This is a genomic window from Streptomyces glaucescens, assembly GCF_002154375.1.
Taxonomy (GTDB): domain Bacteria; phylum Actinomycetota; class Actinomycetes; order Streptomycetales; family Streptomycetaceae; genus Streptomyces; species Streptomyces glaucescens.
The window spans coordinates 1-8,192 of the sequence record NZ_MUND01000291.1 but is presented as its reverse complement, the minus strand read 5'-3'; the positions used below and the strand labels follow the sequence as shown (position 1 = coordinate 8,192).

Genomic DNA, 8,192 nt, shown 5'->3' with positions numbered 1-8,192 from the left:
CAGCCGCTCGGCGAGTTCGTCGATCGGGTCGGGGTGCGCCCAGCCGGGGGTGGTGCGCTGGCGGGGGATCACGGGCAGGCTGTCGGGGCGGGCGCCCGGGGGCAGCCAGACGTTGCCGCTCACCAGCCGGGACCGTCCGTCGCGACGGACGCGTACCAGGGGTCGCGCAGTTCCAGGGTCCAGTCGGTGACCGTCTCGACCGTCGGCTCGTACACCTCGGGGGCGCCCGCCAGTTCGTGGTAGATCGTGCGGAAGTTGTCCACCGAGCGGCGCAGGGTGAACCGGTCGATGACCCGCTGGCGGCCCGACTCGCCCAGCCTGCGGCGCCGTTCGTGGTCGTGGAGCAGGGTGAGCGCGGCGGCGGCCATCTTCTCCGGCTCGCGCGGCGGCACCACGAGCCCCGTGTCGCCGACCGCCTCGCGCACCCCGCCGACGTCGGTCGACACGGTCGTACGGCCGCAGGACATGGCCTCGATGATGGAGAACGGGAAGCCCTCGGAGACGGACGAGAGCATGACGACGTGTCCGGCGGCGTAGGCGCGCCAGACCTCGGTGACGCGGCCCTCGAAGGTGAGCCCGTCGGTGACGCCGAGTTCGGCGGCGAGCTTCTCCAGTCGCGTCCGGTACGCCTCGCCGCCGGGCGGAACGGGTCCGAACAGACGCAGCCTGGTCTCCGGGAGCTCGGCGCGGACCAGGGCGTAGGCGCGGATCAGGGTCTCCAGGTCCTTGATGGGGTCGACCCGGCCGCACCAGGTGAGGGTGGGGGTGCCGGGTTCGGGCCCGGCGTGCGGGAAGGCGGCCGGGTCGACACCGTTGTAGACGGTGCGGATCCTGGCCGGGTCGGCGCCGCCGCGCTCCTCCCAGCGGCGGTTGTACCGGTTGCACGGGGTGATCAGGTCGGCCGAGCGGTAGCCGTGGGAGTTCAGCTCCCGGTAGAAGCCCAGCATGAACGCCTTCACCGGCCAGCGCTGCGCCTCGCGGCGGTGACCGAGGTAGCGCTCGCGCAGATAGATGCCGTGCTCGGTGAGGAGGAACGGCACGCCGTCCAGGTGGCGGGCGGCGAGCGCGGGCAGGGTGGCGAGACCGCTGCTGACCGCGTGCGCGACGGAAGTCCCGGATATCCGGGTGCCCAGCGGGCGCAGGGCGTGTTCCAGCAGGTCGGTGGCGGTCAGCGCGTCGTGCACGGTGGGGCGGGCGGCCGCGGTCGGCAGATGCGGCATCGTCCAGATCCACATCAGCGAGCGCAGCGCCGTCTCGGTGCGCAGCGCCGCCGAGAGGCGGCCGTCGCGGGCGAGGACGGCCAGCTCGGTCAGCGCCTCGCCGAAGTCGCAGGGCGCCTCCGGGTCGAGGAACGACAGCAGCAGCCGCTCGTAGGCGTCGACGAAGCGGCGGCGGGCCCTGCCGTAGGGGGCTCGTCCGCGTCCCGGACGCGGGCCCCAGGTCGGCACCGAGGTGTGCCGGTGCACGTTGGGCGGCAGCTCCCAGGTCACGGGTTCGCGGCCGCTGCCGGTGAGCGAGACGATGTGGAAGCCGACCTCCGGCATGCCCCGGACGAGCTGGTCGCACCAGGTGCTGACGCCGCCGTGGACGTGCGGGTAGGTGCCTTCGGTGAGCATGGTGACGTGCATCGCTGCGCGTCCTTCCCCCCTGTTGTGCGGATCGTGTGCGGGGAACCGCGGCCCCGGGTCCCGGCCGCGGGATCGCCGTGGCTGGTCGCGCCCCCGCGGCGGGGCCGCGTGGCAGTACGGCCCCGCGCCCCTGAAGGCGTTGCGGTTACGGCAGCTTCAACGTGACCGTGGACCGCAGTGCGTCCGGTGTGGTCCATGCCGAGCGTGACCTCGCGTACGGGGTGCCGAAGGCGGTCGTGCCCAGGAGGTGCTGTTCCCTCGTGCCCTCGGGCGCCGTCAGGGGGATCCGGGTGCCGGACGGGGCCTGGACCGTCACGGTGTTGCCGATGCGGTAGGCGGTGACCCTGCCCTGGTCGAGGGCCGTCTGCCAGGCGGCGCGGCGCTTCAGTTCGGTGCCGATGGCGCTGTGCCGCGGGTTCTCCAGCGGGGTGTTGTCGGCGAACAGGGCCCGGTAGTCGGCGAGGACCCGGTCCAGCACCGGGTAGAGGATGCGGTCCTCGGCGAGGTTGGACTGGTGCGCGTAGTGCGGGCGCGGGTCGTTGCCGAGGACGTGGCCGAGGGCGGTGCGGGCCTCCTGGGGGGCGATGTGGGTGTCGTAGCCGGTGGTGGTGTCCAGCGGCTCGTCGAGGCAGGTCGAGGCGGGGTTGTTCTCACAGACGCCGCTGCCGCCGTCGGCCTTCGAGGTGTAGATCCAGTTGTACTCGTCGGTCATCTCGGCCTCGGTGCCGGCGTTGTAGTACACGTTCATCGGATGCCGGGGCACGGTCACCGCGCCGCCCACCGGGCGCTGCTGCGGCTCGCGGGAGTTGTCGGAGGCGATCCACCTCACGCCGGTGTCGGCGAGGGCGCCGGCCAGGCCGGGGTTGTCCTGGGGCTGCTGCGGCAGGGTCTTCAGGCCGGAGTGCTCGCCGGTGACCAGTTCGGTGCGGTCGAGCGGCAGGCCCTTGAGGAGGCCCCAGTCGTGGTTGTCGCGGATCTGCGCGGCGATCTCGGCGCGGCTCATCCAGCGGGTGCTGCCGTCGGCGTTCTTCGCACAGCTCCAGGGCACGGTGGAGGTGTCCTGCACGCAGCCGAGGAAGGGGTGGGTGTAGGTGTGGTTGATCCAGCGGTACTGCGCCTTGTCGGCGAGCAGCCGGTCGGTGAGCGGGTCGGTGCCCCCGTGCTCGGCCTTCCACTCCTCACCGGAACCGGCGTTGTAGACCATGTCGAGGGTGAAGCCGCGCTCGCGCTGCCACTGGGCGGCGTAGGCCGCGTCGGCGGCGGTCATGCGGATCGGCGCGGTGGTGTCCTCGCCGCCGCCCGCGCAGTCGATGTCGCCCGGGGTGCAGTTGCGCTCGGTGTCCCAGCGCGCGTCGGGGGCGAGGACGTCGTCGACGTGGACGGCGAGGTGGTGGCGGGCCCGGCCGAGGTGCACGCCCTGGGTCAGCCATTCGACGATGCCGCGGGCCAGCGCCCGGAAGTGCCGCTGGTGCTGGTTGTAGGCGAACGTGACCACCAGCTCGCGGCGCCCGTCGTGGGCGTACTCGCCGACCAGGCTGCCGCGGCCGGTGCCGCCGGGCACGGGGATGTCGACGTAGCTGGTGAAGCCCTCCCGGGGGCGGGCGACGTAGCCGTGGCTCTCCTGGACGGCGGGGGCGTTGTCCTCGAAGGTGAGGGGGCCGTCGAGATAGCCGAACCAGCCCGCCTTGCCGGCCGGGGTGACGGTCGCCTCGCGTCCGTCGAGGGCACCGGCCCAGCCGCCCTCGCTGGTGTAGTCGAGGCCGACCTCGGGGTGCGCCCAGGTGTAGGCGTCGACCTGCGGGATGCCGTAGGTCCGCTCGTACGTCTCCAGCGCGGTCCGCTCGGCGGAGTCCGCGCCGAACGGGGCCTCGTGGGGCAGCACCACGCCCTGGTACTTGGCCCGGGGCGTGCCGTTCACCGTGTCGCTGAGGAACGCGGCGGTGACCGCGGGGCGGCCCGGGTCGTTCAGGTCGAGCCTGGTGTACGGGATGCCGGTGCTCCTGAGCTGGGCGGTGATGGCGTCGACGGAGCTGTCCCCGTTGTCCACCACCAGCACCCGCAGATCGATCCGCGGCACGGGCGCCGCCGATGCCCCGGGCACCCCCAGCCCGAGCGTCATCAGTGCGGCGGCCGCCGACACGGCGGCGGACTGGCTGCGTCTGCGCATGCGTGGCGCCATGGTGGTCCTCCCCCCAGAAGATCCCCCACGGGCCCTGGTGAACCACGCACGGAGGATCGTGTGGAAATCATGCAAAGCGGCGAGCGCGGGACTCACCGGAACCCGACGAGTGTGACCCAGCTCATGAAGTGCGAGGATCAGGAAATGGCCACGACGCCACTCACAGGTGAACACCCGCAGGCGTGAGCGAACGAACCCGCGCGCGTACTCTCGTCCCAGGTACGCGCCCCCGTGACGCGGACCCCGTTGAGACCACCTCCAAGGGCCGGATCTAGGGTCGGCTGTCGGGCCCGGCCGACCCACCCTGTTCGGCCAGCAACTTCACATCGGAAGCGAGAAATCACCACCGTGACTGCTCTCACTCTCAGCACCGCCGCGGCGGCCGGCCTGCGGGCCGACGCGATCGTGATCGGTGTCGCCAAGAGCCCGAAGGGCGGAAAAGGGCTCGCCGTCGCGCCGGGCGCCGAGGCCGTGGACAAGGCCTACGACGGCAGGCTCGCCGGCCTGCTGGAGACCCTCGGCGCCTCCGGGGCCGAGGGCGAGGTGACCAAGCTGCCCGCGCCGGCCGGCTTCAAGTCGCCGCTCCTGCTGGCGGTGGGCCTGGGCGCGCAGCCGGACAAGGACGGCGAGTACGACGCCGAGGCGCTGCGCCGCGCCGCCGGCGCGGCCGCGCGCGCCCTGGCCGGCTCGAAGAAGGCCGCCTTCGCCCTGCCCGTCGCGGACGCCGCCGCGATCGGGGCGATCGCCGAGGGCGCGCTGCTCGGCGCGTACGCCTTCGACGTCTACAAGGACAACGGCAAGGACGCCAAGGACAAGAACGGCCGGGGCCCGCTGGGCGAGGCGGCGATCCTGGGCGGCAAGCCCCGCGACAAGGCGCACAAGGCGGCCGTCGAGCGCGCCACCGCGGTCGCCGAGGAGCTGAACCGCGCCCGCGACCTGATCAACACCCCGCCGAACGACCTCGACCCCGAGGCGTTCGCCGCGGTCGCGCAGGCCGCGGGCAAGGAGCACGGCATCAAGGTGCAGGTGCTCGACGAGAAGGCGCTCGCCAAGGGCGGCTACGGCGGCATCCTCGGCGTCGGCGGCGGCTCCGCGTCCGCGCCGCGTCTGGTGAAGCTGACGTACAAGCACTCCAAGGCGAAGAAGCACCTCGCCTTCGTCGGCAAGGGCATCACCTACGACTCGGGCGGCATCTCGCTGAAGCCTGCCGGGCACAACGAGACGATGAAGTGCGACATGAGCGGTGCGGCGGCGGTCTTCGCCGCCGTGGTCGCCGCCGCGCGGCTCGGCCTGGAGGTCAACGTCACCGGCTGGCTGGCGCTGGCCGAGAACATGCCGTCCGGTTCCGCCGTCCGCCCCGGTGACGTGCTGCGCATGTACAGCGGCAAGACGGTGGAGGTGCTGAACACCGACGCCGAGGGCCGGCTGGTGCTCGGTGACGCGCTGTGGGCCGCGTCCGAGGAGAAGCCGGACGCGATCGTGGACGTGGCGACGCTGACCGGCGCGATGGTGCTGGCGCTGGGCAACCGCACCTTCGGTGTGATGGCCAACGACGACGCGTTCCGCTCGGCGATCGTGGAGGCCGCGGAGGAGGTCGGCGAGGCGTCCTGGCCGATGCCGCTGCCGGAGCACCTGCGCAAGGGCATGGACTCGCCCGTCGCCGACATCGCCAACATGGGCGAGCGGATGGGCGGCGGCCTGGTCGCCGGTCTGTTCCTGCGCGAGTTCGTCGGCGAGGGGATCACCTGGGCGCACCTGGACATCGCGGGTCCCGCGTTCAACGAGGGCGGGCCGTTCGGGTACACGCCCAAGGGCGGTACCGGGTCGGGTGTGCGGACGCTGGTGCGGCTGGCCGAGCTGACGGCCGCGGGTGATCTCGGGTGACGTTCGCCCGCTGAGCGGGGTGCACTGAGCGGGGTGCGTCCGCTCCAGGGAGGCTTCAGGGGCGTGGGGGCTGATCGCGCGGTCCCCCGCGCCCCTGAGGCACTGCGGACGCCCTCGCGCTGATCGCCCCCATGCGGCGGAGCCGCGGACCGGACACCGCCCCGCGCCCCAACGGCATCCGCCTCCCCGGCGTCACGAGTGAACGTGCTACGTCTCACACCCCGGCCCCGCGTCTCGTCAAGGTCCGACTAGTGCGAAGATGGGGCTCGGCAGGACAGGGCCCCCACCTAAGGGCCGAAGAACGAGCGGCCGGACACCAGCCGCCGACCGGTCACTGGAGACCGGCGTGGCGCACATGCATGGAGGACGTGACGTGGCGAACGACGCCAGCACCGTTTTCGACCTAGTGATCCTCGGCGGTGGTAGCGGTGGTTACGCCGCGGCCCTGCGCGGGGCGCAGCTGGGCCTGGACGTCGCCCTGATCGAGAAGGACAAGGTCGGCGGTACCTGCCTGCACCGGGGCTGCATCCCCACCAAGGCCCTGCTCCACGCGGGCGAGATCGCCGACCAGGCCCGCGAGAGCGCGCAGTTCGGCGTCAAGGCCACCTTCGAGGGCATCGACGTCCCGGCGGTCCACAAGTACAAGGACGAGGTCATCTCGGGCCTGTACAAGGGCCTGCAGGGTCTGGTCGCCTCCCGCAAGGTCACCTACATCGAGGGTGAGGGCCGGCTGTCCTCGCCCACCTCCGTCGACGTGAACGGCCAGCGTGTCCAGGGCCGCCACGTGCTGCTGGCGACCGGCTCCGTGCCGAAGTCGCTGCCGGGCCTGGAGATCGACGGCAACCGGATCATCTCCTCGGACCACGCCCTCGTCCTGGACCGCGTGCCGAAGTCCGCGATCATCCTGGGCGGCGGTGTCATCGGCGTCGAGTTCGCCTCCGCGTGGAAGTCCTTCGGCTCGGACGTCACGATCATCGAGGGCATGAAGCACCTCGTCCCGGTCGAGGACGAGAACAGCTCCAAGCTCCTGGAGCGCGCCTTCCGCAAGCGCGGCATCAAGTTCAACCTGGGCACCTTCTTCCAGAAGGCCGAGTACACCCAGGACGGTGTCAAGGTCACCCTGGCCGACGGCAAGGAGTTCGAGGCCGAGGTCCTGCTGGTGGCCGTCGGCCGCGGCCCGGTCTCGCAGGGCCTGGGCTACGAGGAGGCCGGGGTCGCCATGGACCGCGGTTACGTCCTCGTCGACGAGTACATGCGGACCAACGTCCCGACCATCTCCGCGGTCGGCGACCTGGTCCCCACCCTCCAGCTCGCGCACGTCGGCTTCGCCGAGGGCATCCTGGTGGCGGAGCGGCTGGCCGGTCTGAAGACCGTCCCGATCGACTACGACGGTGTCCCGCGGGTGACGTACTGCCACCCGGAGGTCGCCTCCGTCGGCATCACCGAGGCCAAGGCCAAGGAGATCTACGGCGCGGACAAGGTCGTCGCCCTGAAGTACAACCTGGCGGGCAACGGCAAGAGCAAGATCCTGAAGACCGCGGGCGAGATCAAGCTCGTCCAGGTCAAGGACGGTGCCGTGGTCGGCGTCCACATGGTCGGCGACCGGATGGGCGAGCAGGTCGGCGAGGCCCAGCTGATCTACAACTGGGAGGCGCTGCCGGCCGAGGTGGCCCAGCTCATCCACGCCCACCCGACGCAGAACGAGGCGCTCGGCGAGGCCCACCTGGCCCTGGCCGGCAAGCCGCTGCACTCCCACGACTGACCTCCCTCGGTCACTGGGCGCGACGACACAGACTTCCGCAATTCGTAAGGAGCAACAGAAACCATGCCGGTTTCCGTAACCCTTCCGGCGCTCGGCGAGAGCGTCACCGAGGGCACCGTCACCCGCTGGCTGAAGGCCGAGGGTGAGCGTGTCGAGGCCGACGAGCCGCTGCTCGAGGTCTCCACCGACAAGGTCGACACCGAGATCCCCGCCCCGGCCGCCGGTGTCCTGGCCTCCATCAAGGTCGCCGAGGACGAGACCGTCGAGGTCGGCGCCGAGCTGGCGATCATCGACGACGGCACGGGCGCGCCCGCCGCCGAGCAGGCTCCGGCCGCCGAGCAGGCTCCGGCCGCCGAGGAGGTCGCTCCGCCGGCCCCCGAGCCGGCCCCGGCCGCTCAGCCGTCCACCGAGCAGGCCGCCCCCGCCCCGGCCCCGACCGCCGAGGCCGCGGCCGGCGGCGGTTCCGCCGAGGGCACGGACGTCGTCCTGCCCGCGCTCGGCGAGTCCGTCACCGAGGGCACCGTCACCCGCTGGCTGAAGTCGGTCGGCGACTCCGTCGAGGCCGACGAGCCGCTGCTCGAGGTCTCCACGGACAAGGTCGACACCGAGATCCCGGCGCCCGCCTCCGGCGTGCTGCTGGAGATCGTGGTCGGCGAGGACGAGACCGCGGAGGTCGGCGCCAAGCTGGCCGTCATCGGCGCCCCGGGTGCCGCTCCGGCCGCCGGGGCTCCGGCGGCCG

At 72.4% G+C, this 8,192-nt stretch carries 5 protein-coding genes; 3 read left to right on the top strand and 2 right to left on the bottom strand.

The features are described 5' to 3' along the window. Window positions 1-119: 119 nt before the first annotated feature. Entirely contained in the window at window positions 120-1,628 is a 1,509-nt protein-coding gene (pelF, locus tag CCN42_RS19780; protein ID WP_245877379.1) for a GT4 family glycosyltransferase PelF, read from the bottom strand. A gap of 145 nt (window positions 1,629-1,773) precedes the next feature. Beyond that, window positions 1,774-3,795, bottom strand: coding sequence for a hypothetical protein (locus tag CCN42_RS19775; RefSeq protein WP_245877378.1), 2,022 nt, complete (start codon window positions 3,793-3,795; stop codon window positions 1,774-1,776). Window positions 3,796-4,155: 360 nt separating this feature from the next. On the opposite strand from CCN42_RS19775, the gene CCN42_RS19770 reads away from it, so the two are divergent. The 3 genes from CCN42_RS19770 to CCN42_RS19760 form a co-directional block, all read left to right on the top strand. Further along, complete coding sequence (locus tag CCN42_RS19770) at window positions 4,156-5,691, top strand: leucyl aminopeptidase (RefSeq protein WP_086737453.1); 1,536 nt, start codon at window positions 4,156-4,158, stop codon at window positions 5,689-5,691. A 373-nt stretch (window positions 5,692-6,064) separates the two neighbouring features. Further along, on the top strand, window positions 6,065-7,453 hold the full coding sequence (gene lpdA / locus CCN42_RS19765) for a dihydrolipoyl dehydrogenase (RefSeq protein ID WP_086737451.1): 1,389 nt from the start codon (window positions 6,065-6,067) through the stop codon (window positions 7,451-7,453). A 63-nt stretch (window positions 7,454-7,516) separates the two neighbouring features. Further along, window positions 7,517-8,192: biotin/lipoyl-containing protein (locus CCN42_RS19760; RefSeq protein ID WP_339384346.1), on the top strand; the 676-nt coding region annotated here is incomplete at its 3' end.

What these genes read in the sequence shown, in the direction of transcription:
- pelF (WP_245877379.1), bottom strand. Translation starts at nt 1,628, where the DNA reads ATGCACGTCACCATGCTCACCGAAGGCACCTACCCGCACGTCCACGGC.
- CCN42_RS19775 (WP_245877378.1), bottom strand. Translation starts at nt 3,795, where the DNA reads ATGCGCAGACGCAGCCAGTCCGCCGCCGTGTCGGCGGCCGCCGCACTG.